The following is a 25,742-nucleotide window of genomic DNA, read 5'->3' as shown; positions in this document are numbered from 1 at the left end:
CGTTTACACCACATATTTCTCTGCTTCGATTAGTTTAACGGAAGCCTCGCGTTTCTTCGCAATAACATTCGTTGGGGTGTGACGAGTCAATTTACGAAGTGAAGCAAGGAAAATTCGCAATGTGTCTCCTGTTTCGACTGCAATTAGTGTTTCTTTTGCATGCTGTTCGATTTGATTAAAGGCTTCTTGCACAAAGATTTGTGTGTACAGCAACTTTTGTTGATTCTTTTCTATCCCTGTTTTAGCAATGGCTTTTTCTGTACGAAGAACGACAGACTCTGCTGCATAAGCAAGCGAGGCAATGTCTGCAATATTGACGAGCAGCTCTTGCTCTTGCTCAAGCTTTGTACCGAATTTTTGAGCCGCTAATCCTGCTGCTAAAATACCAATTTTCTTCGCATTTCGCACCAAGGCTTTTTCTTGCGCTAATGGTTCATCACCAACTTCTTCCGGCATGAGCATCATAAGCTCTTCTTGCAAGCTTTGTGCTTTTTGAAGAATCGGCAGCTCTCCTTTTAACGCCTTTTTCAAAAATGTACCGGGTACAATCAAGCGATTAATTTCATTTGTTCCTTCAAAAATGCGGTTAATACGCGAATCACGATACGCCCTTTCGATTGGATATTCTTGCATAAATCCATAACCGCCATGTAGTTGAACCCCTTCATCCACCACATAATCTAATACTTCCGATGCAAAAAATTTATTCATCGAGCATTCAATTGCATACTCTGCAATTGAATCTGCTACGGCTTTACCATCCTTTATTTGTTCATCTGTAAGCTGCCCCATTCGCTGCTCAAACAATCCAACCGTGCGGTATACAGAGCTTTCAGCTGCATAGATTTTAGAAGCCATTGTTGAAAGCTTTTCTTTCGTTAAATTAAAAGAAGAAAGACGGGTCTTAAATTGCTGGCGTTGATTTGTATACGCAGCTGTCGTTTCAAAGGCTGACTTCGCTCCGCCTACCACGCCTACCCCTAATTTATAACGACCAATATTCAAAATATTAAAGGCAATAACGTGTCCTCTGCCAATTTCGCCAAGCAGATTTTCTACCGGAACTTGTGCATCTTCCAAAATTAATGTACGAGTAGATGAGCTTTTAATCCCCATTTTCTTTTCTTCCACACCCGTGGATACGCCCGGATAATTACGTTCTACAATGAAAGCCGTAAATTTCTCACCATCAATTTTAGCATAGACAACGAATACATCAGCAAAGCCCGCATTGGTAATCCATTGCTTCTCGCCATTCAAAATATAGTGGGTGCCTTCGGCATTCAACTTTGCTGTCGTTTTTGCTCCAAGTGCATCCGATCCTGAACTTGGCTCTGTTAAAGCATACGCAGCCAGCTTCTCACCTGTAGCAAGCAGCGGAAGATATTTTTGTTTTTGCTCTTCATTCCCGAATAAAACGATTGGCAAAGAACCAATACCAACATGTGCACCATGAGAAATACCGAAACCACCCGCTGGTGCTAGCTTCTCAGCGATTAAAGCCGAGCTGATTTTATCAAGCCCTAACCCACCGTACTCTTCCGGAACATCAGCCCCTAGTAATCCAAGCTCACCCGCTTGCTTTAATAGTTTTACAGAGCGTTCAAATTCATGATTCTCTAAGTGTTCTACTTGTGGGAGCACTTCATTGACTAAAAAGTCTTCCGTTGTTTTTGCAATCATTAATTGTTCATCGGTAAAGTCTTCCGGTGTAAATACACGCTCACAAGAAATTTCTTCAACTAAAAACCCGCCGCCTTTAATTAACTTTTCTGTTTGATTAGACATCCGATTACCCCCTATTTAGTGATCCATCGTTTACAGCTTCCACTTGATTAAGCTAGTAATTCAAACACACCAGCAGCACCCATACCGCCGCCAATACACATCGTTACAATTCCAAATTGTTCATTGCGTCGTTTCATTTCATGAAGCAACGATAAAGTCAACTTCGCTCCTGAGCAGCCAAGCGGATGTCCTAGGGCAATCGCTCCGCCATTCACATTTACAATCTCTTCATTTAATTCAAGCTCACGAATAATTTGAATTGATTGGGAAGCAAACGCTTCATTTATCTCAAACAAACCGATATCTGATAATTCAAGGCCTGCTAATTTTAACGCTTTAGGAATGGCTGCGATTGGTCCGATTCCCATCACTTCAGGCGGAACACCCGCAACGGCAAAGGAACGGAACTTACCAATTGGCTTTAAACCTAAGGAGGTAGATTTTTCACGATCCATGACCATCACTGCTGCAGCACCATCACTTGTTTGTGACGCGTTCCCAGCGGTTACAGTTCCTGTCACTGAAAAAGCTGGGCGCAGCTTTCCTAGTACTTCAGCCGTTGTATTTGCTCGCACTCCTTCATCTTCCGTAAAGCGAAATGACGTTTCTTTTAGTTTCAAATCTGGATCTACCGAACGAACCGTTACATCTACGGGCACAATTTCATCAACAAATTTACCTGCTGCAATCGCTTTAGCCGCTTTTTGATGACTTCGTACTGCAAATTCATCTTGATCTTTTCGGGAAATACCATACTTCTTCGCTACTTCCTCCGCGGTATGTCCCATCCCCATATAATATTGTGGAGCCGTTTCCGCTAGCCTTGCGTTAGGACGCATAACATGGCCAGTCATCGGAACCATACTCATCGACTCCGCTCCTCCTGCAAGAATGGTATCGCTTTGCCCCAGCATAATTCGTTCCGCTCCATAAGCAATACTTTGCAAACCGCTTGAACAATAACGATTAATCGTGATGGCTGGAACCGTATGCGGCAAACCTGCTAATGCTCCAATATTTCTAGCCATATTTAAACCTTGCTCTGCTTCAGGCATCGCACAGCCCATAATTAAGTCATCAATATTGCCTTCATAATTTCCAGCACGTTTTAATGTTTCTTTCACAACAAGAGCCCCTAAATCATCCGGTCGTACAGTCGCAAGAGAACCTTTCTTCGCTTTTCCTACCGGAGTCCGCGCTCCAGCTACTATAACCGCTTCTCTCATGCAGATCCCCCTATCCATATTAAAATGCACTCTATCAAACTATTCTTATCGTTCTATTAGTTACGTAACGGTTTCCCTTTAATAAGCATATGCTGCATTCTTTGCTGAGATTTCGGCATAGAGATTAATCGTAAAAATGCTTCTCTTTCTAAGTTTAATAAATATTGCTCATCGACTTCCGTTCCAAATGGAAGTTTTCCTCCCGATAATACATAAGCAAGTTCTTTAGCAATCATCATGTCATGTTCAGACAAATAGCCGGACAGTCTCATCGCTTCTGCACCAAGCAATAGCGTTGCATAGCCGCTTTCACCAACTACCGGAACTTTTTCACGAACAGGCGGTGTATACCCTTGTTCATACAGGGAAAGGACAACTTGTTTAGCATCATATAATTGATGATCCGGATTAACACTAATGCCATCGGCAAAGTTCAAGAAGTTCGTTTCACGAGCTTCTGCTGCAGACGTAGAAACATTCGCCATCGCCACTGTTTCAAACACTTTATTAGCAACTTGTTGAATATCTACAGATACTCCTTTTGGAAGCCCTTTTAATGCTTTCATATACAGCTCTTTCGTTCCGCCACCGCCAGGAATTAAACCGACGCCTGCCTCAACAAGACCGATATACGTTTCCGTTGTGGCTTGAATCCGAGCGGCTGGTAATGATACTTCCGCTCCCCCTCCAAGTGTCATATTGAATGGTGCAGCTACTACTGGAACAGCACTATATTTAATTTTGAGCATCGCATTTTGGAATTGCCTGATGACGAAGTCTAATTCAAAAATATTGTCATCTTGGGCTTCCATTAACATCATCGCGATATTGGCTCCAACGCAGAAGTTTTTACCTTGGTTTCCAATGACTAACCCTTTATAATTAGCTTCCGCTTCATCTACAGCGGCATTAATCATTTGTACAATGTCTAGACCAATCGCATTGTTTGATGAAGTAAATTCAAGTAGAATAACACCATCACCAATATCTATTAAACTTGCTCCACTATTTTTCTTAATAACCCCTTTTTGCTTTTTAATAGTCTGTAAATGAATGACCCTTGGATTTTCAATTACTTGTTTATAGTTGCCGTTGTCGTAATAAGAAACAATACCGTTCTCTTCTTTATAAAAAGTTTCATGTCCAGCAGCTACAAAATCTTTTAGCCATTGCGGTACAGCGATTCCTTCTTGTTCTAAACGAGCTGTAGACTGCGCTATCCCAATCGCATCCCATATTTCAAACGGCCCAGCTGACCAGCCAAATCCCCATTTCATTGCCCGATCTAGATCTACAATTGTTTCAGCAATTTCACCAAGTAGTTGAGCAGAATAAACAAGCGTTGGCATGACTATATTCCATAGCAGTTGACCTGCACGATCTTCGCTGTATACAAGCGCTTTCATTTTATTAGCAAACCCTTTTGTTTGCTTTGCTATCTCAATGGATGGTGCTTGTAATTTTTTTCTTTCTTCATACTGTAGTGTTTCAGGATTTAGCTCCAAAATTTCCTTACCTTTTTTGAGAAAAAATCCTTGCCCTGATTTGCTGCCTATCCAGCCTTTTTCAAGCATTTTCTGCATAAAATCCGGTGTACGAAAGACTTCTTGCTCATCGCCTTTTACTTGGTCATAAACGTTTTTGGCAACATGTGCAAATGTATCCAGCCCAACGACATCAAGCGTGCGGAATGTCGCACTCTTCGGTCGGCCGATAAGCGGACCTGTGATAGAATCCACTTCTCCTACGCTGTAACCGCCTTTTAGCATTTCACGAACAGTCACGAGTAAGCCATATGTGCCAATACGATTTGCAATAAAGTTCGGTGTATCCCTTGCTTCAACAACACCTTTACCAAGCACATTTTCACCAAATTCCCTCATAAAAGCAAACACTGTGGAATCGGTTGCTTTCGTTGGTATAATTTCTAATAACTTCAAATAACGCGGAGGGTTAAAAAAATGCGTGCCAAGGAAATGCTTTTGGAAATCTTCTGAACGTCCCTCTGCCATCGCTTCAATAGAAATTCCCGATGTATTTGAAGAAACGATACTGCCCGGTTTCCGAAACTGATCCACTTTTTCAAATATGCTCTTTTTCACTGCCAAATTCTCTACAACGACCTCAATGACCCAATCAACATCTTTTAACCGTTCTAAATCATCCTCAAAATTTCCTGCTTCAATGAATGCTAGATTTTTTTTGGATGTTAACGGTGCTGGCTTTTGCTTTAACAGCTTTGAAAGCGCCGTTTGACTGATACGATTTCGAACGGATTTATCCTCAAGCGTTAGCCCTTTTTTCTTCTCATCCTCTGTGAGTTCCCGAGGAACCATGTCTAATAATAAAGTCGGAATGCCGATGTTAGCGAGATGTGCCGCAATCCCTAATCCCATAACTCCTGATCCTAAAACAGCAGCCTTTCGTATTTGTCGCACCAAGCTCATATCCCCCTTACGCAGTGTATTGAATGAATACTCATTCATTTTTCAAGCAAAAAAAAGTGAAAATCTTTTGTTACTTTTAATAATAGGATATTTATGTAAAATTTTCAATGATTAAACAGTATTTTTTTTAAGTTATTTTTTGATTATTTTCACACGAATTAGAAAACATAAAAGAAGTGATTACTGGAGGTGACAACAATTATGAAGCAGAAACATCAACCATCGAAAGCTGCTGTTAGTGCAGCGAGCGTCAAAGGTGATGCTGGACCTGGCGGAGAAAACCGTCATGGAAAAAACAAAGTAAACAGCCAAAATAACCAATTTAAAAAATAGGATAGCATGAATTATGTAGTTTCAGGATTCATTACAAGTCTTTATGTAAACTAAGGCTTTGTTATAGAAGATGTTGATTTTTGGCTCCTACCGTTTTACCAACAATATTATTCAATAGAACCTAAACTAAAAAAAGTCGACAAAGGTCGACTTTTTTTAGAACATATATTTCTTATGATGATAACGAATACTGAAGATTAAGCCCATCGCCATCATATTCCCCATCAATGAACTACCTCCGTAGCTAATAAAAGGCAGCGGAATCCCTGTAATCGGCATAACGCCGATTGTCATCCCAATATTTTGGAACACGTGGAACGTCAGCATACTAATTACACCGACACAAATATACGTATAGAAATTGTTTTTCGTTTCCATCCCTGTTTTCGTAATATGATACACCAATAAGAAAAATAAGCTAATCACAAAACTAGAACCGATAAAACCATATTCTTCACCAATAACGCTGAAAATAAAATCGGTTTGACTTTCGGGTAAATATACCTCGCGTGAGCCAAGTCCTTTTCCAAATGTTTGACCCGAACCAATTGCAAGTAACGATTTAATTAAATGAAACCCTTCAGCACTTGAATAGTTATACGGATCCAACCAAGAATAAATACGTCCAAACTGATACTCTTTAACGCCTAAATATTTCTTAATTAAATCAGGCTGCCATAAAATAAAATAAAAAATGGTAGAAATAAGCAGAACCGCTGTTGAAACAATCGGCAGCAATATTTTCCACGATATTCCTGAAATAAAAATCATCCCTGCCAAAATAGCACATAGTACAAGAGATGTTCCTAAATCCGGCTGTTGCATAATGAGTAGTAACGGGGGCACAGTAACTAAAATTAATTTACCGAGCAACCATAAATCCGTTTCAATCGTTTTCAACGAATTTTTCAAATGGTGCGTGTGAATGACATTTGCAAGCGCCAAAATGAGGAATACCTTCATAAATTCCGAAGGCTGAATCGTACCAAAACCTGGGAATTTAAACCAACTTCTTGCTCCATTAATTTGAGGGACAATGCTTTCTGGCATGATGATGAGCATTAGGAGTACAAACAGCCCGAAGCCGTATGCATACCAAGATATTTTCTTTAATTGATCAGAGTCTAATGTAATGACTCCCAAAATAATCCCGACTCCAACGATATAAGAAATAATTTGTTTCAATAAAAAGTTACTTGAATACTGTCCTGTTGATTGTGCACTATAAATGGCTACACAGCTTGTAATACACAGTAACAATAAAATGGTAACTAACCCAAAATCTATACGCGACGAAAAATTATTTTGTTCCTGCATACTAACTCTCCCCTAGCAAGGATCTTACTGTAGATATAAAGTAAAATAACACACTTACCCATTATACTTTATACAGTCAAAATCACAACTATATCGAAGGAGAAGTTATGACCATTTATAAATTCTGATAGTATAAGAAAAGCGCAAGGAGCCTTGGTCACCCTCTCAAGGCTAGGCAGCTTGCGCTAAACATCGTACATTCTTTAAATACTCTTTAACGAGACTTTACGACGCCAAACCCGGCTGATTAGCCCATGACTCGGTGAAAACAAGAACGCTAAAGTAAAGAATAGAGCGGCAGCACATACCATACATCCCGAAATTGAAGCGTCTAAAGCAGTCGCTGCATAATAGCCAACTACCGAGCTTAAAATGCCCACAACCATGCTGATTATAATCATCCGATGTAATTGATCTGTTAATAAATACGCTGTAGCAGCCGGAATAATGAGCATACCCACGACAAGAATCGCACCGACACTATCAAAAGCTGCGACCGTTGTTACGGAAACAAGGCTCATTAATAAGTAATGAAAAAACATCACGGGAATTCCCATTGCTGCTGCCAGTGCTGCATCGAATGAACAAATTTTAAACTGCTTAAAGAATACAAAGATGAGAACTATATTAATGAGGAAACTGCTTCCAACCATCCATATGGCCCTCGGGCCCATATCCTGACCTGCAATCGTCAGCATATGCCACGGCGTATACGCAATCTCCCCATACAAAACATGTTCTAAGTCAAAATCAATTTGCTGCGTATACAAACTAACTAATAAAACACCGATAGCAAAAAGCGATGTGAATACAACACCAATCGCTGCATCCCCCTGAACACCTGAGTTTTGAAATAGTTGAATCAAAAAAACAGTTAATAGCCCAAGCAGCGCAGCTCCCATTAACATGAAAATAGATTCTCTTGATCCGCTCCACAGAAACGCTAACACAATTCCAGGCAATACGGAATGACTAATCGCATCTCCCACCATCGCGATTTTTCTGACCACTAAAAAACAACCGACAACACTACAAGAACAAGCAACAAGTGCCCCAACAAGGATAATCCAAAAATCATTCATAGCGATGCACTCCTTGTTTTTGCAGTTTACGCATTAATTCATATTTCCGTTTCGTATCTACCCTTCGCCAAAGCTTCGCTACCACGCCGCGATTCGGAGCAAATAATAAGGAAAATACAAACCACCCCGTTGCCGAAAGAACAATCAGTGGACCGGTGGGTAAATTGTTCACAGTTGCGCTGAGCAGCGTACCACTTATTCCACTTACCATACCAAACACACCAGATAATATCACCATTACATGTAATCGCTCTGTCCAATACCTAGCTGAAACAGCTGGTGTGATGAGTAAAGCCGCCATCAATACAACGCCAACCGCTTGAATTCCAGTCACAACCGCTCCAACAATTAATAGCATAATAATATAATCCAATAACAAGACAGGTAAACCAATTCCCTTTGCAAAACCTGGATCAAAAGATAAAAGTTTAAATTCTTTAAAAAACAGCGTACAAGCTAAGATTAAAACAAGTGACACCCCCATCATCACATACACATCGGTCATGACCATAGAGGCCGTCTGTCCAAACAAAAATTTATCCAATCCACTCTGATTTCCGTAAGAACTTTGTTGAATTTGTGTTAATAAAACAATACCTAATCCAAAGAAAGAAGATAATACAATCCCAAGCGCCGAATCTTGCTTAATTCGACTATATTTTGTTAATACACTAATGAAGAATACCGCAATCATCCCAGCAATAGCTGCCCCAAAGAGAAAGAAAGAAATCGATTTAACCCCGGTTAAAATAAAAGCGATACAAATACCCGGAAGCGCTGCATGAGCAAGTGTATCTCCAAGTAAAGATTGTTTTCTAAGATAAGCAAAGCTTCCAATAACACCACTACTTAAACCGAGCAAAAGCGTTCCAAGTAAAATCCACTGTGTGTTGGGGTCACGAAGGACCTCTAATATACTCATTGATTCCACCTCAATTTATTAACAATCCTGATTGTGAATCAGATAAAATGGCAAGTTTACCGCCGTACGTTTTTTGTAAATGCTCCGGAGTAAACACCTCTTCTGTCGGTCCTATTTGAATAAGCTGTTTATTCAGTAGAATCGTCCAGTCAAAATACTCTTTTACTGTTGAAAGATCATGATGAACGACAAGCACCGTTTTGCCACTCTGCTTTAGCTCCATAAGCAATTGAATAATCGCTTTCTCTGTTGCTGCATCCACACCAACAAACGGTTCATCCATAAAATATAAATCGGCTTCCTGCGCCAAAGCTCTTGCTAAAAAAATTCGTTGCTGTTGCCCGCCCGATAGCTGACTAATTTGTCGATTTGCATAATCAACCATCCCTACTTTGTCTAAGCACTCTAACGCCTTTTGCTTTTCCGCCTTGCCAGGGCGCTTTAGCCATCCTAAGTGGCCGTAACGCCCCATCATAACAACATCTAAAGCATTCGTCGGAAAATCCCAATCAACAGATTCACGCTGCGGCACATAGCCTACGTTTTTTCGCATCGCTCTATATGATTTTCCCTGAATCGTTACTTTCCCGGAAATGCGCGGAACAAGTTCTAAAATTCCTTTAATTAAAGTTGATTTCCCTGCCCCATTTGGCCCGATAATCCCAATTAGCTTGCCTTCTGGTACTTCAAAAGAAACGGATTCAATAACTGGCTTTTTATGATAAGCAATCGTAAAATCTTCCACTTTTAATACATTCGGCATCTAAACCCCTCCTTATTTCAACGCATTTACAATCGTATCGGTATTGTGACGAACCATTCCAAGATACGTTCCTTTTTCTGTTCCTTTTTCTCCCATTGCATCTGAGAATAATTCTCCTCCAATTTTCACAGTATGCCCTTGTTTTTCAGCACCTTGAATAACCGCTTCAATCGCTTTTTTAGGAACGCTCGTTTCTACGAAGATCGCTTTAATTTGTTTTTCTACTAAGTAATCACGTAAATCGGTGACATCTTTAGAACCGTATTCAGATACGGTATTCATTCCTTGCAGCCCTTTCACTTCTAATCCATACGCTGCACCGAAATAGCCAAATGCATCATGCGCTGTAACAAGTACACGTTGTGATTTTGGAATCGTATTGATTTCAGATTGAACATATTCATGTAGTTCTTTTAATTTCTCAATATATGCTTCGTAATTCTTTTGGTAACTTTCTTTATTGGCTGGATCTTCCTTTATTAATGCTTCATTGACCGTATCGGCAGCTTGCATCCACAGCGTAACATCAAACCAAATATGCGGATCATATTGCCCAGCCTTTACTTCATGCAGTTCTTCCTTAGCAATATCTTTAGAAACCGCAATCGTCGTTTTTTTCTTACCCATTTGCTCAAAAATCTCTTCCATTTTCCCTTCAAGATGAAGACCGTTATATAGAATCATATCTGCCCCATCAAGTGTCTTGACATCACCTTGAGTTGCTTTGTATAAATGTGGATCGACTCCTGGCCCCATTAAACTTGTTACCTCCACATGCTCCCCACCAATATTTTCCACCAAATCTCCAATCATTCCCGTTGTCGCTACTACCACAAGCTTGCCTTCTGTTTGATTATCCGTCTCCGTTGAACATCCGACTAATAAAAGAAAAACAAGCACAACACTCACCATTGACTTCCATATGAATTTCATATACATCCCCCTTTTTCGTGTAGTTATAAATGTTTCCTTAATGCAAAACTAAGTATAAAAAAATACAGACCGAACTATCTTATGGACAAGCACCAAAAAGTTTCCTTAGGTAAACTTATTTTATAATATACATAATTTATATGCAAAGGTGCAACCTTTTTTTACGTTTTTATTTAATTATCTAAATATTTTATATTCTAGAATAATAATAGAGCCATTTAAAAAATCTGTTAAACCTATTCGTAAAACACCATTTATATCGAATATTCAGAAAACTCAAACCGTAACTATCAGCCCTTTCCAATAAGTTATTATTGCACTATTCAAGCCACTAGATTATAATTTTGGTATAATAAAAAATGCATATTTCCTCATTAACCGATGGGGTAGAGGCTGCGGCTTATAAAAGTAGAACGAGTGAGATACAAGAATATCGATGACTTCGTTTAAAAGGATAAGTTGCCGAAGCAAGACGATTTTCTTGGAGTCATCTTGCTGGTGGTGTGACCGAATAGGCACATTACTGTCACGTTGTTTCAGCAACGTGGGGAGCTATCTTCGGAAGGATTACACGGGTTTATAGAAAACAGCCGTCGATCTTTCGATGGCTGTTTTTTTATACTTTAAGAAAGTTTAACTTCTCTTAAGTATAAAAACACATCGACTTTCGCCATTAAAAGCGATAATTCATGTTTTTCTAATGTCCCTTCCTTCTAATTTAAAAGGAGTGTTACATGTATGAAAAATTTAAACTCATCAACACCACCATCCCAATTAAGGCGAAATCTAAAAGCTCGTCATTTAATGATGATTTCTTTAGGTGGAACAATTGGGACTGGTTTATTCCTAGCTAGTGGAGGAGCTATTCATCAAGCTGGACCTGGCGGAGCACTTGTTGCATATGCAGCTATTGGACTTATGGTGTACTACTTAATGACAAGTCTGGCCGAAATGGCGGCCTTTATGCCAGTTGCAGGTTCATTCCGCGTATACGCATCTAAGTTCGTTGATCCATCCTTTGGCTTTGCCATTGGCTGGAATTACTGGTATAACTGGGCCATTACAATCGCTGCAGAACTAGCGGCCGTTGTTCTTATTATGAAGTTCTGGTTCCCGGACAGCCCGTCTCTTTTATGGAGCGCTTTGGCACTAGTGATTATGTTTTTATTCAACTACTTATCTGTTAAAGGCTTTGGAGAAGCAGAATTCTGGTTTGCCATGATTAAAGTTGTAACAGTTGTAATCTTTATTGTTACCGGAATCCTTATTATTTTTGGCATTATGGGAGGAAACGATCCAATCGGGTTCTCTAACTTCGTCGCAGATGGTGGTCCATTTAACGGTGGATTTTTCGCAATCCTTGGTGTATTCATGGTGGCCGGATTCTCTTTCCAAGGAACTGAACTGCTTGGCGTAACAGCAGGAGAAAGTGAAGAGCCTGAGAAAAATATTCCTAAAGCTATTAAATCTGTATTTTGGCGTATTATTTTATTCTATATTTTAGCTATTCTAGTTATTGGTATGATTATTCCATTTACAGATGCCCGTCTGTTAAGTGATGAGGTTGCGGTTAGCCCATTTACACTTGTATTTGAAAGAGCCGGTCTTGCTTTCGCTGCTTCTGTTATGAATGCAGTTATTCTAACATCTGTATTGTCCGCTGGAAACTCTGGTATGTACGCATCTACGCGTATGCTTTGGGATTTAGCCCGCGATGGAAAGGCACCTAAATTCCTTGGTAAATTAGACAAACGCGGCGTTCCTGTGAATGCCCTTATTGTCACAGCATTAGTCGGTACACTTGCTTTCTCCGCTTCTTTATTTGGAGATGGTGTCGTCTATATTTGGCTATTAAATGCTTCAGGTATGGCTGGTTTTGTAACATGGGTCGGAATTGCTATTGCTCATTATCGATTCCGTAAGGCTTACATTGCTCAAGGACATAGTTTAGATAATTTACCATATCGTGCAAAAGGATTCCCTTTCGGCCCAATATTAGCATTGGTTCTTTGTATCATCATCATTATTGGACAAGGATATCAAGCGTTCTCAACGGACGGAATTGACTGGAATTCTATGCTTGTCTCGTACATTGGCTTAGTCCTATTCTTCATTGTGTGGATTGGATATAAAATTAGACATAAAACGAAATTGATTCCTCTTGAGGAATGCGACTTTAAAGCTGAATAATATAAAGAAAAAGAACCTGATATTTTATATCGGGTTCTTTCTTTATAGATTCTACTATAGATAGTACACACGGCATTCATAAGGGCGTAGTGGAGCCTCGTTTATTTCATCCTCATTCCTCTGATTATAATTACTAATTAATAGCTTAGCTGATTTGTGAAGGAATTCTTCCGATAAGAAAAAGTCAGCAGCATCAGCTGTGAAATTACAAAGCACAAGCAGCTTCTCTTCTCCTAATGTTCTCATATACGCAAAAATACGTTCATCTTCTCGAAAAAGTAAATCATAACGACCATAGACAATAATGCTATATTTCTTTCGCAGTTCAATTAACATTCGATAATAATAAAAAATAGATGCTGGATTATTAATAGACTCTTCAGCATTAATTTGTGGATAATTAGGATTTACTGCAATCCATGGAGTACCCGATGTAAAACCTGCATGCTTAGAGTTATTCCACTGCATCGGTGTTCTCGCATTATCACGCCCGCGAGCATGAATAGCAGCCATCATCTGATCATGTGACCACCCTCGGCTGTATACGAGCTCGTGATAGGCATTAATTGTTTCAATATCTCGATATTCATCTAACTGATTAAAGGCCACATTGGTCATCCCAAGCTCCTCCCCTTGATAAACATAAGGAGTGCCCTGCATCATATGAAGACAAGTCGCTAACATTTTGGCACTAACTTCTCGATACATGCCATCATCACCAAATCGAGAAACGACTCGTGGCTGATCATGATTATTCCAATACAAGCTGTTCCAGCCATCCTCCTCTAAACCCTTTTGCCATTTCGTTAAAATATGTTTCAAATCAGTCAGCTTCCACGGACCATTACTCCATTTCCCTTCTGGTCCTCCCCCTAAATCCACATGTTCAAATTGAAATACCATTTGCAATTCATTCCGCTTTTGCCCTGTATACAATTTCGCTTGATCTGGATTAACTCCAGGCGCCTCACCAACTGTCATAATATCGTATTGCGCCAATACTTCCCGATTCATTTCTTGCAAAAACTCATGTGACCGAGGGCGATTCATAATATACGGACTACCGTCTCCATACTGTTTTCCTGGATACACATATCCATCTGGAAAAGCAGGGTCCTTGGAAATCAAGTTAATAACATCCATTCGGAATCCATCGACTCCCTTATCCAGCCACCACTTCATCATTTCATAAATTTCTTTTCGTACCGCTTCATTTTCCCAATTCAAATCCGGCTGCTTTTTACTAAATAAATGTAAATAATATTCATCTGTATTGGCATCATATTCCCAGACAGACCCTTTAAAAACAGATTCCCAGTTCGTAGGAGGTTGTCCATTCCTGCCTTGGCGCCATATATAATACTCTCGCCTCGGATTGTCTTTAGACGACCTTGATTCAACAAACCACTCATGCTCATCTGACGTATGATTGACAACGAGATCCATCACCAGCTTCATTCCCCGTTCATGAAGCGCCTTTAACAGCCTTTCAAAATCAGCCATTGTTCCAAATTCGCTCATGACCGAGTGATAATCACTAATATCATATCCGTTATCATCATTAGGAGATTGATAAATTGGAGATAGCCAAATGACATCGACACCAAGCGTTTGCAAATAATCGAGCTTCATCATAATGCCTTGTAAATCACCAATTCCATCGCCATTGCTGTCCATAAAGCTCCGTGGATAAATTTGATAGACAACCGCCTCTTTCCACCATCTTCTCTCCATTTCAGCCACTCCCTTCTATCCCTATTATAAAAAGGAAAACTGTTAAATATGCTCAGTCAGAGCAATACCTAAAAAAACTTGCCTACTGAGAAGAAGTAACCTTTAAACCAATAATCCCTATTACAATACAACCTACAAAGAAGAGACGCAGGAAGTCTTTCGGCTCCTGAAAAAAGATAATTCCTATAGTAACCGCTCCGACAGCGCCAATTCCTGTCCAAATCGCATAAGCCGTTCCAAGCGGTAATGTTTTAATTGCTGCTGATAAAAAATAAAAACTAATAATCATCCCAACAACAGTAATAACAGATGGAATGATTTTCGTAAATCCTTCCGTATATTTTAAGCTGGTTGCCCATATCACTTCAAATACTCCTGCAATGATTAAATAAAGCCACGCCATTTTTTCTCCTCCTCTTTTTCACAGCAAAAAGCCCGGAAAGTATATTTTTCAATACCTCCCGGGCTTTTATCCCTCCGTGTACGCAAACTGAATCTTGCGCGTTTCTCTCGGACCAGTCCGACCTTCACAATCGCGGAACCCTAGAAACTTTAATATCGCCCTTACTATAACACACAATATATATAGGGGCAAACACATGAATTTTTTTACAAAGAAATATTTTCTATTTATTCATTAAAATAGTATAATTGTTATATAACAGTTTACTAGGAGGAATCATTGGATGGAAAATATCATTACGGAGTTTCAAAATATCCCCACAACGGCGATTTCAGATGTACTCGATGGATTAAACAACCTCAATTCCGCTATCAAACCTTTACAGGAGCATTATCGCTTTGCTGGACGAGCATTGACCGTTCAGCTGCCGATTAATGATAATCGTGCTGTCTTAAAGGCCATTGGAGCCGCACAACCTGGTGATGTACTTGTTGTGGATAGCAAAGGGGATACATATCGTGCTATTGCTGGAGATTTTGTTGTTGGTTTAATGAAAACGATGGGCATCCGTGCATTAGTTGTTGACGGAGTAATTCGAGATATCGTAGCCATTAAAGAGCTAGATTTCCCTGTTTTCTCAAGAGGTACAACAGTCGCTTCTAGCGGCAAAGCAGGAGTTGGCGATATTAATGTGCCAATCTCATGCGGCGGCGTCGCTGTTTACCCAGGAGATATTATTGTCGGCGATGCAGACGGTGTTGTTGTTGTGGCACAAAAAAATGCTGAAGAAATTCTAACAAAGGCAAAGGAAAAGGTTGCAAAAGATCAAGTTCGTGAAGATACCATTGCTGGAAAGCCAGAAGAAATAAGAAAATATATTGCACAAATGCTTGCTAAATAGTGAAACTTCCATACAAAAATAAAAGGGCCTAGAAATTGATTCTAGGCTCCTTTTACTTTACTTGGATTCTTTATTAGAAGAAGGTGTACTTGTTTGCTCTTCTTCTCTATATGTGTAATCATAGTCGTTTGGATCAACAGGTACAAAGCCTTCTGGTTCATAGAAACGAAGCAAGTCGCCATTGACAACTTTATCAGAAAGATTTAGCTTCATCTCAACAGACTCTTTAGCTTTTTTTATTTCTTCATTTTCTTGAAGCACTTCGCCTGTGTTCGTATCATAATATTTTCCTTTAACCAATGAGAAATTCGGAGTTACGAAATCGCCATTTCGGAATGGGACAATTTCATTATGGTCCTTAGATAATAAGTCTGTACCGAATTGTACATATTCACTCGTATCTACACCTAATAAATGAAGCAATGTCGGTCTAAGGTCGATTTGACCACCATATTGATGTTGTACGCCACCTTCAACACCTGGTACATGAATTAATAATGGCACACGTTGTAATTGACTATGTTCAAACTCGCCAACTTCTTTACCCATAACTTTTGACATCGCAGACATATGATTATCAGAAATAGCATAGTGATCACCATACATCACAATCACTGAGTTATCATACAATCCTGATTCCTTCAAGTATACAAAGAATTCCTTTAGTGCTTCATCCGCATAACGAGCTGTTTGGAAGTAGTTATCTACTGATGCATCACCTGTTGTATGCTTACCAATTGTTGTTAAATCTTGGTCAATTGCATAAGGGAAATGATTAGATACCGTAATAAACTTCGCATAGAAAGGCTGTGGAAGCGTTTCTAATTTAGGAATAGACTCCTTGAAAAACGGTTTATCCATCAATCCATAACTTGCAACATCTTCTTCTTTCATATCATAATATTCCGCATCAAAGAACTTATCAAAGCCAAGTGCTTTATACATCTTGTCACGATTCCAGAATGATTTATAGTTCCCATGGAACACCGCTGATGTATATCCCTCTTGTTTTAAAATAGCTGGAGCTGCTTGATACGTATTTTGTGCCCGATTTGTAAATGCCGCTCCTTGCGGTAATCCGAATAAAGAGTTTTCTAACATAAACTCTGCATCCGCTGTCTTCCCTTGTCCCACTTGATGGAAGAAATTATCAAAATACATAAAGTCCTTACTCTTAGCTAATGAATTTAAAAATGGTGTTACTTCTTCACCATTTAATTCATAATTAATTAAGAAGTTTTGCATCGACTCTAAATGAAGGTAAATGACGTTCTTTCCTTCTGCTGCACCAAAGTATTTCGGATTTGGTTCAGCCTTCGTTGCCTTCGTATAGTTGACAACTTCGGTTAAGTCCGTGCTGCTAGCTGTTGCACGTTGAGCATATGTTTTTGTATTTTGAACAGCATCATATATTGTGTAATTATACAGACCTAAATATTTCACAATATAGTTACGGTCAAACGTTCTTGATAATAACTGCGGACGATCTTTCTCTGCTAATGCTAGGTTTACAGTAAAAATAGCAATCCCTGTTAGAAACACTATTGCAACTGTCCGACGCTTTGGTTTAACAACTACGAATTTTTTCCCTTTCCATTTATATAGAACAAAGAGAATAACAGTATCTACAAAGTACAATACATCATATGGTTTAAAAAGCGCTAATACGCTCGATCCTAAATTCCCCGCATTTTGTACTTGTGTTAATGTTGGTAAACTAATAAAGTCCGTAAATGAACGATAATACACAATATTAAAGAATAACCATAGTGAGAAAATTACATTTAAACGAATAATCCATTTAATCATCTTTTTCTCTTTTGCTAATAATGCTAAAGCAAAGAATAGAACGGCCGAACTTAAGGGATTAATAAATAATAAAAAGCTTTGTAATCCATTCTCAATGCCTAAACTAAATTCCACTTGATACCCAATATATGTTTTAATCCAAAACATGACGACTGCAATTAAGAAAAAGCCAAGAGTATGATCAATCAAGAACTGCTGGCCTTTTTTAAAAAAGTTATTCATGGTTTCACCTCTACTAATCTAGTGGTAACGTATATACCTACTGTTACAACTTCTTTATAAACTTCGGAAAAACAATAAAGCTAATACTAACACTTATAAGTTCATTAATCAATCACCTATAAAACCCATTGTTGCTACATTCTGAGACAACTTGTATTCTGGCACCTCACTATCTTATGAATGAACTTTACAAATCATCACCTAATTTTCATATTGCTCTTTGCATCCTCACATTCACTCTTATACTATATAAAATCATTCGTGAACTTGCCAATAAATAATACTATAAACTACACGCATCTAGGCTGTACTCAATTATAAACGACTTATAAAAAAAATGCTACAAAGTTCAATATTTTGGAAGAAAATAAACCTTGTTTATAATCGCTATTCTAATGAATATTATTGAACGATTTCACATGAATGAGCTAAATTTAACAACATTATTGAACAAACAGCCATGCAAAATATTAGGCACATAACTGAATGAAATAACCGTTATTTCAAGGTAGCCCCTTTATTATAAGTTATTATTCACCGATTAAAGCGAAAATACAAGCGCTGGAGAATCAAAAGTAAAGTCGCTTATCTTTTTCTTCCTATATAAATGAAAAAGCCACCTATCCTCGTCAAATGAACGAAATTAGGCTGCCTTCTTCAAATACTTCACAGCTGCTTCAATATCACTGATCATTTTATCAAGAGACACTAAACTGCCACCAGATGTTAAAACAATCAGACCTTTTTTATCAGTTGGAGCCATTTTGTTTAATTCTTCATATACTTCTGCTTAACGCCCAGAGATTAACATCCATTCTGGTGCTAATTCATTAATTGCTTCAAAGTCAGGCTCTTTTAATCCGCCTGCATGTTCTGCTGTATCTTTGTATTGAGAATGCTAGCCATGAAACAACCAAAACAGGCTTTCCAAAGAGTCAGTTTTCACTAACTTTTGGAAAGCCCCATACACAAATTATTGACCTATTTTAATTCAGCTAAAACTTCTTCAATTTTTGCAAGCTCTGATTGTAAGCCTCCACCGCTTAAGTACCAAAGTGGACCATCTAAGTAAACGATTCTATTGTTTTTGTAAGCTTCTGTTTTCTTGATGATTTCATTTTCCATATCAGCTTTGATGTTAGATTTTTCACCTGTAGCTGCTGTACGGTCGATTACGAATAACACTTGCGGATCAAATTCTAAAATTGCTTCGAAGCCGAAGTTAGAACCGTGAGAAGAAGCTTCGATATTATCTGTTACTGGTTTGAAACCATAGATGTCATACATATAACCGTAACGAGAGTCCTCTCCGAAGCCAGATAATTTACCTTGATCATACATAGTAACTAATGATGTTTCATAGTTACCAGCTAAAGCCTTAATTTCTTCTAAAGCTGAATCGTATTTAGCAAGATATTCTTTAGCTTCGGCTTCCTTACCGAACATTTTAGCTGCAGTATCTACAGAAGCTAAAAATGTGTTCCAATAGTCATCTTGAGAAGTACCAACGAATACTACAGGAGCGATTTCCTTTAATTGTTCATAATATGGAGCTTGACGACCAGAAATAAAAATTACATCCGGGTCAATTTCAGCGATATCTTCAAGTAATGGCTCCTTTAAAGTACCGATACTTGTGTACTTATCATCCGCATATTCTTCAAGGTGATCTGGTAAAGTAGAGTCTTTAGGAAGACCTACAACGCCTTCAACACCAAGCGCATCTAATGTGTCTAAGAATCCATAGTCAAACACTGCGATTTTTTTCGGCATAGTTTCAAATGTCACATCTTCAAAGTTGATTGTACCTGCTTCCTCACTTTCAGTTGAAGCAGTTGTTGGAGATACAGTCATTGGATAAACAGCATCTTGTCCCTCTGTAGCTTGATCTTTAGCTGTTGTAGTTTCCTTTGGTTCTTCTTTTGCAGTCTCTTCGTTAGAACCACAAGCAGTAAGCATTAAAGACATGGCTAACATTGCACTAGCTAATTTCCATTTTTTCATGCGTGTTACTCCCCTTTTATGTAGTTTATATTTTTATTATTAATGATAATCATTATCAGTGATAACCATTTTCATTATAGGGTTATTAATTGTTATCGTCAATACCATTTTGAATAATTATTTATTTTTTTCAGAACAAGTGATCTATCAATAATCCATAGTTTAAAGTTACAGTTGTGTCATTTTTAAAAAAACACCTAGAGAAGTTACACTTGTGTCTTCTCTAGGCTGCTCTTTACGACCATTCACTTGGCTTACGTATGTGAATTGAAGTACACACAAATGCGACATCCATTTTGCTCTTGAATTGGAATATCCATATCGTAAATTTCACGCAGTGCATCCGAATTAATAATCTCATGCGTCGGCCCGTCTTTCACAAGCTTACCGTTTTTCAACGCGACAATACGATCTGAGTAAACAGACGCGAAGTTAATATCGTGTAATACAATGACAACTGTTTTACCAAGCTCATCTACAAGCTTACGTAAAATCTTCATAATTTGAACAGAATGCTTCATATCTAAGTTATTTAAAGGCTCATCAAGTAATACATAATCCGTATCTTGGGCAATAACCATTGCAATAAACGCACGTTGTCTTTGACCGCCCGATAACTCATCTAAAAACTTATCTTGCATCTCTGTTAAGTTCATATATTCAATCGCTTGGTCAATAAATTTCTCATCTTCTGCTGTAAGACGTCCATTCGAATACGGATAGCGGCCAAATGCAACCAGCTCACGTATCGTTAATCGAACATTAATATAGTTTGCTTGCTTCAAAATCGAAACACGCTTCGCAAACTCAGAAGATTTCCACTTTTTAACGTCATTTTTATCAAGTAATACTTCCCCTGTATCTGCATCTAGCAATCGGCTCACCATAGAAAGAAGTGTAGATTTCCCGGCACCGTTCGGTCCGATAAACGATGTAATCTTCCCCTGCTCGATGGTTACAGATACATCTTCTACAACAGGCTTTTTACCAAATCGCTTTGTTAGTCCTTTAAGTTCAATCATCCTGCTGACCTACTTTCCTTTAATAATAAATAAATGAAGTAAATACCACCGATAAAGTTAATAATTACACTTAACGTCGTACGTAATTCAAAAATATGTTCAATGAGGAACTGGCCACCGACTAATGCAATAATACTAATTAAACTTGCACCTAAAATTAAAACAGAATGCCTATATGTAACTAAATACTGATAGGAAAGATTCGCTACGATTAAGCCAAAGAACGTAATCGGACCAACTAGTGCTGTTGATGTCGCAATTAAAACCGACGATAAAATTAAGATATTCATTACTAGACGGTCATAGTTAATCCCAAGGTTAATCGCATTTTCACGACCAAGTGACATAACATCCAACTTCCCCATAATGCGATAACCGTAAATAAACGCAAGGAGTAAAATACCGATTGCAATATATAACAAGTCAGAATTTACGTTTGTAAAGCTCGCAAACAAGCGAGTTTGCAGATTTAAATATTCCACTGGATCAATCAGTACTTGTAAAAATGTCACAAGACTTCCTAAAAGCGTTCCTAAAATCATCCCAATTAAAAGAAGTAAATAAATAGGATGCTTATCCGCTCGGAATAAGAAACGATATAAAACGAGTGCAAATAATACCATTGCGATAATCGCTGCACCGAAATTCAAATATTTATTTAATACCCAAATCGACATTGACCCTGCAAAAAAGTAAATTAAGGTTTGCACTACTTCGTACATAGAATCAAGGCCCATAACAGAAGGTGTTAAAATGCGGTTATGTGTAATTGTTTGGAACACGACTGTCGAATACGCAATCGCAATACCTGTTATAACCATTGCCGTAACACGCATCATACGTTTTGGGAAGGCGTAATCAAAGCCGCCTTTTATATCGTAAAATCCGTAAAGTAAAATACAAATAATCGCTAATACCGCTAAAAAAATCAACTTCGTACTATTATTTCGCATATGCTCTCCCCCTAAATAACATAATTAAGAAGATCACACTACCGATTACTGCCACAGTTACGTTAACCGGAATCTCATAAGGGTGAACAATAATACGTCCAATAATATCACATACTAACAGGAAGACAACGCCTAATACTGCTGTATGTGGAATAGTTTTGCGTAAATTATCACCTAAATAAAGAGATACAATATTAGGAACAATTAAACCTAAAAACGGAATAACACCGACAGTTAGTACGACAGTTGTAGCAATAATTGCCACAAGGATAAGACCTATATTTAACACAAACTTATAACTTAAGCCTAAGTTTTTGGCAAAATCTTCTCCCATACCTGCGACTGTAAATTTATTCGCATAAAGATACGCTAAAATAACCGCTGGAATACTTATGTATAACAGTTCATAGCGTCCTGCAATAATTAATGTGAAGCTTCCCATTAACCAAGATGAAATATTTTGGAGAAGATCTGCTTCATATGCAAAAAATGTCGTAACCGATGACAAAATATTCCCGTACATAATCCCGATTAATGGAACGAAAATGACATCTTTAAATTTAATACGATCCAAAATTTGCATAAAAATTAATGTTCCTACTAAGGCAAAGGCAAAGCTAAAAATAACTTGCTGCGTATAGGTTACATTGGTAAAGAACAGCATTGAAATTAAAATTCCTAATTTTGCTGCATCTAACGTACCAGCAGTCGTTGGAGAGACAAATTTATTTCGACTTAAAGACTGCATAATTAAACCAGCAATACTCATTCCTGCTCCTGCCAATATAATCGCCATTAAACGAGGCACTCGACTTGCTAAGAAAATTTGTGTCTTATCCGAATTCCAGTCGAGCAAGTCACTCGGCTTAATATCAATCGCCCCGATAAATAGCGATATAAATGACAGGACTACAGCTGCAACTATTAACATCCATATTCTCATTTGTAATCCTCATAATGTGTTTATTCCCAGTATGACAATTGAAAATGATTATCATTCTGAGTGCCAATTCAATTGTATATAAAGAAAATTTTTAAATCGATCCCGAAATACCATCCTACAAAAAAGATAGATAAGAAAATGAATATTTTCATAATTTCAAACACTTATCTAACATTCACTTCATCCTAATTCTTTCTGCTTTTTTTAATCTAGTTGAAACAAGCAGTCACTTCCATTAGAATTTTTATTAAACCCATATAATGGAATATAGCAAATGATATTCATTATCAATAAAACTTTACAATAAATATTTTAACATCTAATATTATAGTGTCAACCGATTTTGCCAATTATATATGTTTATTTTGTCGAATCATGTATGTAACAAGCCATTTTTGTACAAGGGACGCGATATATATGAAAATATTTTTCTCGAAATTTTTCCCCTCTAAAAAAAAGATACAAATAGAATTTTGTCAAAATAATCTCGATCGTTATTTAAATGAAGAAACAGCACTCGACTTCGGTCACTTTCTAAACCAATCACACATTCACTATAAGGAATATGAATGCATAAGCAACTGTTCCACTTGTCGCAAAGCTGCCTATGCCATTGTAGATGGACAAGTAATTGAAGCCAATCATATGGACGAGCTTTTGCAACTTCTTAAAGAACAGCTACCAAAAAAGCTCTAGATTCCCTTCACCCAGGACTTGATTTTGACCCTAAAGATTATTTAACAAACCCAAATGAAAGCAACAAGATAGACCGCACGCTACATCATTTCATGCATATATTTATGAAAAATGAAGTATACAAGGGAGGATTCTGATTGACTCAGCATGTTCAACCCGAAATCGATCGTCTCATTCAACGCTTAAAAACTGATCAAACAACTAATGGAGCATGGGAATATCCATTCGAAATGGGCATCACACCAGACGCCTATATGATTATTTTACTTACCATTCTTGATATGAAGGATGAAGCATTGATTTCTTCCTTAGTAGAAAGAATCGCAAGTAAACAGGAAGCTAATGGGGCGTGGAAGACTTTCAAAGACGAAAAGGAAGGAAATCTTTCGGTTACCATTGAAGCCTATTATGCTCTGCTTTATAGTGGGCATTATGAAAAAAACGATCCGCCTATACGTAAAGCTCGCCAGTTTATCCTTTCAAAGGGCGGCATAAAAAAGGCTAAACTATTTACTAAAGCGATGCTGACCATTACTGGACAAATTAAATGGCCCCTCGTGTTTCCGATCCCGCTCGAATCGATATTACTGCCACCGACCAGCCCTATTAGCATGTACGATTTTTCTGTCTATAGCCGCGTTCATTTCGTTCCCCTCCTGCTTCTCGCTCATAAAAAATTTCGGATCAGACTAAGCAGTAGTCCGAATTTACAGGATTTATATGCAAAAAAAGAAGAACGAGAAGAGGAACAGTTGTGGGAAGAATTTCGCACAGATGAATATCGTTCTCTATTTTCGAAAGTGCAAGAAGGGGTCGCCTCATTAATCGGCTTACCTCATTCTTTACATTCCTTAGCTACAGCCTCTGTCAAACGCTATATGACAGATCGGATTGAAAGTGATGGTACATTATACAACTACTTCAGCGCAACTTTTTTTATGATTTTTGCCTTCCTTGCTCTTGGTTATTCTAAAGACGCTCCCATCATTACAAAAGCCGTCGCCGGCCTTAAAGCAATGACCACTTCAATCGATGGATATTCGCATGTTCAATTTACAACAGCTTCTGTTTGGAATACGGCTTTAATTAGTTATGCTCTTCAAGAAGCTGGCGTATCTAGTCAAGATTCCGTCATTCAAAAAGCGACTGCTTATTTACTCTCTCAACAGCAAGAGAAATATGGCGATTGGGTGATTCACAATCCACAAGCTGTACCCGGCGGCTGGGGATTTTCAAATGGCAGTACGATGAACCCCGATGTAGATGATACAACCGCTTCACTACGAGCGCTGAGACATCAATTACATGCTCAAAACAACTGGCAGCGTGGACTTAACTTTACCTTATCCATGCAAAATAAAGATGGTGGATTTCCGGCTTTTGAAAGAAATGTGGATAAATCGTGGATTACTTATCTTCCAATAGAAAATGCTGATTTCATTCTATCCGATCCATCCACAGCTGATTTAACGGGGCGAGCATTAGAATTTCTCGGCAATTTTGCTAATATTAAAAACCCTAATCACGTCAGCAAGCAAGCCAGTAAATGGCTGATTCGTCACCAAGAAAGCAACGGTTCATGGTTTGGTCGCTGGGGTGTTTGCTATATTTACGGAACATGGGCCGCTCTAACTGGATTGGCCGCAGTTGGATATTCATCCGAGCACTATGCTGTCCAAAAAGCAGTCAATTGGTTAAAAGAGATTCAAAATGAAGATGGCGGCTGGGGAGAATCTTGTTACAGTGATATCCATAGAACGTATATACCACTGGAAACAAGCACCATCACACAAACCGCATGGGCGGTAGATGCTCTTATTGCGGTTAGTAATGAGCCAACCCCTGCCATTGAACGCGGAATTTCCTTTCTTCTTAATCAAAGCGAAGCGTCAAACCGGGCGAAAAATTATCCCGTTGGTCAAGGTTTAGCAGGTTATATCTATTGGAACTACCACAGTTATAAATATCTGTTCCCACTGCTTGCATTAAGTCATTATCAAAATAAATATAGCTAATTTCACTATCTCTTATAATCCTGCCTTAATTCCATGAAT

The 25,742-nt window shown here is 38.3% G+C and carries 20 protein-coding genes and 2 riboswitches; of the genes, 5 read left to right on the top strand and 15 right to left on the bottom strand.

Annotation, left to right across the window (positions count from 1 at the left end):
• Nucleotides 1-3: 3 nt before the first annotated feature.
• The 3 genes from ACE199_RS10040 to ACE199_RS10030 are packed head-to-tail and all read right to left on the bottom strand — an operon-like array spanning nucleotide 4 to nucleotide 5,461.
• Nucleotides 4-1,788, bottom strand: coding sequence for an acyl-CoA dehydrogenase family protein (locus ACE199_RS10040; protein WP_375349632.1), 1,785 nt, complete (start codon nucleotides 1,786-1,788; stop codon nucleotides 4-6).
• A 47-nt stretch (nucleotides 1,789-1,835) separates the two neighbouring features.
• Nucleotides 1,836-3,014 (bottom strand): acetyl-CoA C-acetyltransferase, encoded by a 1,179-nt coding sequence (locus tag ACE199_RS10035; protein ID WP_375349631.1) that lies wholly within the window; start codon nucleotides 3,012-3,014, stop codon nucleotides 1,836-1,838.
• 56 nt (nucleotides 3,015-3,070) lie between these two features.
• Nucleotides 3,071-5,461, bottom strand: a complete 2,391-nt coding sequence (locus tag ACE199_RS10030; protein ID WP_375349630.1) for a 3-hydroxyacyl-CoA dehydrogenase/enoyl-CoA hydratase family protein — start codon at nucleotides 5,459-5,461, stop codon at nucleotides 3,071-3,073.
• 198 nt (nucleotides 5,462-5,659) lie between these two features.
• Here ACE199_RS10030 and ACE199_RS10025 point away from each other — a divergent pair, with 198 nt between their 5' ends.
• Nucleotides 5,660-5,794, top strand: coding sequence for a YuzL family protein (locus ACE199_RS10025; RefSeq protein WP_252283586.1), 135 nt, complete (start codon nucleotides 5,660-5,662; stop codon nucleotides 5,792-5,794).
• A 156-nt stretch (nucleotides 5,795-5,950) separates the two neighbouring features.
• Here the strand turns inward: ACE199_RS10025 and rodA are convergent, their stop codons facing one another.
• The 5 genes from rodA to ACE199_RS10000 form a co-directional block, all read right to left on the bottom strand.
• Nucleotides 5,951-7,111, bottom strand: a complete 1,161-nt coding sequence (gene rodA, locus ACE199_RS10020) for a rod shape-determining protein RodA (protein WP_375349628.1) — start codon at nucleotides 7,109-7,111, stop codon at nucleotides 5,951-5,953.
• 203 nt (nucleotides 7,112-7,314) lie between these two features.
• Nucleotides 7,315-8,193 (bottom strand): metal ABC transporter permease, encoded by an 879-nt coding sequence (locus tag ACE199_RS10015; protein ID WP_375349627.1) that lies wholly within the window; start codon nucleotides 8,191-8,193, stop codon nucleotides 7,315-7,317.
• Nucleotides 8,186-9,115: a metal ABC transporter permease gene (locus ACE199_RS10010; protein ID WP_375349626.1), complete on the bottom strand. Its 930-nt coding sequence runs from the start codon at nucleotides 9,113-9,115 to the stop codon at nucleotides 8,186-8,188. The genes ACE199_RS10015 and ACE199_RS10010 overlap by 8 nt, the downstream gene beginning before the upstream one ends.
• A 10-nt stretch (nucleotides 9,116-9,125) precedes the next feature.
• Entirely contained in the window at nucleotides 9,126-9,878 is a 753-nt protein-coding gene (locus ACE199_RS10005; RefSeq protein ID WP_127761953.1) for a metal ABC transporter ATP-binding protein, read from the bottom strand.
• Between the two features lie 12 nt (nucleotides 9,879-9,890).
• Nucleotides 9,891-10,811 carry a metal ABC transporter solute-binding protein, Zn/Mn family gene (locus ACE199_RS10000; RefSeq protein WP_375349625.1) on the bottom strand — a complete coding sequence of 307 codons (921 nt, stop codon included), beginning with the start codon at nucleotides 10,809-10,811 and terminating at the stop codon, nucleotides 9,891-9,893.
• Between the two features lie 379 nt (nucleotides 10,812-11,190).
• A riboswitch (Lysine riboswitch) is annotated at nucleotides 11,191-11,374 on the top strand.
• Nucleotides 11,375-11,549: 175 nt separating this feature from the next.
• Between ACE199_RS10000 and ACE199_RS09995 the strand changes: the two genes are divergently transcribed.
• Nucleotides 11,550-13,001, top strand: coding sequence for an amino acid permease (locus ACE199_RS09995; protein ID WP_375349624.1), 1,452 nt, complete (start codon nucleotides 11,550-11,552; stop codon nucleotides 12,999-13,001).
• Nucleotides 13,002-13,055: 54 nt separating this feature from the next.
• Here ACE199_RS09995 and ACE199_RS09990 read toward each other — a convergent pair whose 3' ends face one another.
• Together ACE199_RS09990 and sugE are read right to left on the bottom strand one after the other, a co-directional pair.
• A complete protein-coding gene (locus tag ACE199_RS09990; RefSeq protein WP_375349623.1) occupies nucleotides 13,056-14,735 on the bottom strand; it encodes a glycoside hydrolase family 13 protein in 1,680 nt (559 codons plus the stop codon).
• An 82-nt stretch (nucleotides 14,736-14,817) separates the two neighbouring features.
• Nucleotides 14,818-15,138, bottom strand: coding sequence for a quaternary ammonium compound efflux SMR transporter SugE (gene sugE, locus ACE199_RS09985; RefSeq protein WP_127761957.1), 321 nt, complete (start codon nucleotides 15,136-15,138; stop codon nucleotides 14,818-14,820).
• 53 nt (nucleotides 15,139-15,191) lie between these two features.
• Nucleotides 15,192-15,293: riboswitch (guanidine-I (ykkC/yxkD leader) on the bottom strand.
• Between the two features lie 128 nt (nucleotides 15,294-15,421).
• Here sugE and ACE199_RS09980 point away from each other — a divergent pair.
• Nucleotides 15,422-16,039, top strand: coding sequence for an RraA family protein (locus ACE199_RS09980; RefSeq protein WP_375349622.1), 618 nt, complete (start codon nucleotides 15,422-15,424; stop codon nucleotides 16,037-16,039).
• A 57-nt stretch (nucleotides 16,040-16,096) separates the two neighbouring features.
• On the opposite strand, the gene ltaS is transcribed toward ACE199_RS09980, so the two are convergent.
• From ltaS to ACE199_RS09955, 5 genes are all read right to left on the bottom strand, one after another.
• Nucleotides 16,097-18,070 carry a lipoteichoic acid synthase gene (gene ltaS, locus ACE199_RS09975; protein WP_375349621.1) on the bottom strand — a complete coding sequence of 658 codons (1,974 nt, stop codon included), beginning with the start codon at nucleotides 18,068-18,070 and terminating at the stop codon, nucleotides 16,097-16,099.
• A gap of 981 nt (nucleotides 18,071-19,051) precedes the next feature.
• Nucleotides 19,052-20,074: a siderophore ABC transporter substrate-binding protein gene (locus ACE199_RS09970; protein WP_375349620.1), complete on the bottom strand. Its 1,023-nt coding sequence runs from the start codon at nucleotides 20,072-20,074 to the stop codon at nucleotides 19,052-19,054.
• Between the two features lie 254 nt (nucleotides 20,075-20,328).
• Nucleotides 20,329-21,096 (bottom strand): iron ABC transporter ATP-binding protein, encoded by a 768-nt coding sequence (locus ACE199_RS09965; RefSeq protein WP_375349619.1) that lies wholly within the window; start codon nucleotides 21,094-21,096, stop codon nucleotides 20,329-20,331.
• A complete protein-coding gene (locus tag ACE199_RS09960) occupies nucleotides 21,093-22,049 on the bottom strand; it encodes an iron chelate uptake ABC transporter family permease subunit (protein WP_375349618.1) in 957 nt (318 codons plus the stop codon). The genes ACE199_RS09965 and ACE199_RS09960 overlap by 4 nt, the downstream gene beginning before the upstream one ends.
• Nucleotides 22,039-22,992: an ABC transporter permease gene (locus tag ACE199_RS09955; RefSeq protein WP_375349617.1), complete on the bottom strand. Its 954-nt coding sequence runs from the start codon at nucleotides 22,990-22,992 to the stop codon at nucleotides 22,039-22,041. Before ACE199_RS09955 ends, ACE199_RS09960 begins: the two co-directional genes overlap by 11 nt.
• A gap of 417 nt (nucleotides 22,993-23,409) precedes the next feature.
• On the opposite strand from ACE199_RS09955, the gene ACE199_RS09950 reads away from it, so the two are divergent.
• The gene (locus ACE199_RS09950; RefSeq protein ID WP_375349616.1) at nucleotides 23,410-23,688 is read left to right on the top strand and encodes a DUF1450 domain-containing protein; all 279 of its coding nucleotides are present in this window, start codon (nucleotides 23,410-23,412) and stop codon (nucleotides 23,686-23,688) included.
• Between the two features lie 137 nt (nucleotides 23,689-23,825).
• On the top strand, nucleotides 23,826-25,703 hold the full coding sequence (shc, locus tag ACE199_RS09945) for a squalene--hopene cyclase (protein WP_375349615.1): 1,878 nt from the start codon (nucleotides 23,826-23,828) through the stop codon (nucleotides 25,701-25,703).
• The last annotated feature ends 39 nt before the right edge of the window (nucleotides 25,704-25,742 follow it).

Origin of the sequence: Peribacillus sp. Hz7, from assembly GCF_042136355.1 — a bacterium.
GTDB lineage: Bacteria > Bacillota > Bacilli > Bacillales > DSM-1321 > Peribacillus > Peribacillus asahii_A.
The sequence above is the reverse complement of the archived record's forward strand: the minus strand, read 5'-3'. Positions and strand labels throughout refer to the sequence as shown.

Excerpts from the sequence above, each read along its gene's own strand:
- ltaS (WP_375349621.1), bottom strand. The coding sequence starts at position 18,070 with ATGAATAACTTTTTTAAAAAAGGCCAGCAGTTCTTGATTGATCATACT.
- ACE199_RS10015 (WP_375349627.1), bottom strand. The coding sequence starts at position 8,193 with ATGAATGATTTTTGGATTATCCTTGTTGGGGCACTTGTTGCTTGTTCT.
- ACE199_RS09950 (WP_375349616.1), top strand. The coding sequence starts at position 23,410 with ATGAAAATATTTTTCTCGAAATTTTTCCCCTCTAAAAAAAAGATACAA.
- ACE199_RS09965 (WP_375349619.1), bottom strand. The coding sequence starts at position 21,096 with ATGATTGAACTTAAAGGACTAACAAAGCGATTTGGTAAAAAGCCTGTT.
- ACE199_RS10010 (WP_375349626.1), bottom strand. The coding sequence starts at position 9,115 with ATGAGTATATTAGAGGTCCTTCGTGACCCCAACACACAGTGGATTTTA.
- rodA (WP_375349628.1), bottom strand. The coding sequence starts at position 7,111 with ATGCAGGAACAAAATAATTTTTCGTCGCGTATAGATTTTGGGTTAGTT.
- ACE199_RS09990 (WP_375349623.1), bottom strand. The coding sequence starts at position 14,735 with ATGGAGAGAAGATGGTGGAAAGAGGCGGTTGTCTATCAAATTTATCCA.
- ACE199_RS09980 (WP_375349622.1), top strand. The coding sequence starts at position 15,422 with ATGGAAAATATCATTACGGAGTTTCAAAATATCCCCACAACGGCGATT.
- ACE199_RS09995 (WP_375349624.1), top strand. The coding sequence starts at position 11,550 with ATGAAAAATTTAAACTCATCAACACCACCATCCCAATTAAGGCGAAAT.
- ACE199_RS10040 (WP_375349632.1), bottom strand. The coding sequence starts at position 1,788 with ATGTCTAATCAAACAGAAAAGTTAATTAAAGGCGGCGGGTTTTTAGTT.
- sugE (WP_127761957.1), bottom strand. The coding sequence starts at position 15,138 with ATGGCGTGGCTTTATTTAATCATTGCAGGAGTATTTGAAGTGATATGG.
- ACE199_RS10035 (WP_375349631.1), bottom strand. The coding sequence starts at position 3,014 with ATGAGAGAAGCGGTTATAGTAGCTGGAGCGCGGACTCCGGTAGGAAAA.
- ACE199_RS10005 (WP_127761953.1), bottom strand. The coding sequence starts at position 9,878 with ATGCCGAATGTATTAAAAGTGGAAGATTTTACGATTGCTTATCATAAA.
- ACE199_RS09955 (WP_375349617.1), bottom strand. The coding sequence starts at position 22,992 with ATGAGAATATGGATGTTAATAGTTGCAGCTGTAGTCCTGTCATTTATA.
- ACE199_RS09960 (WP_375349618.1), bottom strand. The coding sequence starts at position 22,049 with ATGCGAAATAATAGTACGAAGTTGATTTTTTTAGCGGTATTAGCGATT.
- ACE199_RS10030 (WP_375349630.1), bottom strand. The coding sequence starts at position 5,461 with ATGAGCTTGGTGCGACAAATACGAAAGGCTGCTGTTTTAGGATCAGGA.
- ACE199_RS10000 (WP_375349625.1), bottom strand. The coding sequence starts at position 10,811 with ATGAAATTCATATGGAAGTCAATGGTGAGTGTTGTGCTTGTTTTTCTT.
- ACE199_RS09970 (WP_375349620.1), bottom strand. The coding sequence starts at position 20,074 with ATGAAAAAATGGAAATTAGCTAGTGCAATGTTAGCCATGTCTTTAATG.